Origin of the sequence: Halobacillus sp. BBL2006 (assembly GCF_000786645.1) — a bacterium.
Lineage (GTDB): Bacteria > Bacillota > Bacilli > Bacillales > Halobacillaceae > Halobacillus.
On the sequence record NZ_JRNX01000772.1, the window covers coordinates 1 to 914 of the forward strand.

The 914-nt window shown below is 47.4% G+C and carries 2 protein-coding genes; both read right to left on the reverse strand.

The features are described from left to right. The coding region (locus LD39_RS19495; RefSeq protein WP_035552213.1) for an aldehyde dehydrogenase family protein at positions 1 to 366 on the reverse strand (366 nt) is incomplete at its 3' end. A 14-nt stretch (positions 367 to 380) separates the two neighbouring features. Next, a partial coding sequence (locus LD39_RS19500) for a thiamine pyrophosphate-dependent enzyme (RefSeq protein WP_035552217.1) occupies positions 381 to 914 on the reverse strand: 534 nt, incomplete at its 5' end.

The following is a 914-nucleotide window of genomic DNA, read 5'->3' on the forward strand; positions in this document are numbered from 1 at the left end:
TTCACCCGCCATATAGAAGGCCATGTCGATGCCCTCTTGGACTTCACCGCGGGCTTCTTCAATGACCTTGCCGTTTTCCATCGTTAACAACTGTGCCAAATGTTCTTTACGATCCTTCATAATCAACCCGACACGATATAGCACTTCGGCTCGCTGCGGTGCCGGAACGAGCGCCCAACTTTTCTGGGCTTTCTTAGCAGACTCAGTGGCAGATTCTACATCTTCGCTATTGGATAACGGGACTTGAACGAGTGTTTCTTTGGTAGCCGGATTCATAACATTCGTGTACGTTTCAGTCGTTGGCTCTACCCATTCTCCGTTAATAAAATTGAGTAATTTATCTTGCTTCTCTAAGTTCTGACTCACCGTCAATCTCCCCCTTAAGCCTTTTTGGTATGCCGCGTTCTCACTTGTTGGATGGTCGAAGCGACTGAAATCTGTTCACGGTCGATTTCGACTTCGATTAGCACCGGCTTTTCTGAATCCAAAGCTTCTTCAATAGCCTCTTCGAATTCTGCCGGTCGTTTTACAAAATAAGCGTTTCCTCCGAGGCTCTCTGCCATCGTTGAAAAAGGAACATCCCCTAAATCCGTGCCGATCATTTTATAAGGATAGTGGATTTCTTGGTGCATGCGGATTGTGCCGTACATGCGATTGTTGAAAACAATGCTAACGACAGGAATTTCGTACCGCACAGCGGTTTCAAACTCCTGAAACGTCATCATAAATCCACCATCGCCAGATAAAGAAACTACGGTTCGATCCGGGTAGGCAAGCTTCGCTCCCAGGGCTGCTGGCATGCCGTATCCCATAGCCCCGGATGTCGGACCAATGTAGGTGTTCGATTCATTGAATTGATAAAAGGAATGCAGCCAGCCTGCAAAATTTCCGGCATCATTCGTAAGGATGGCGTC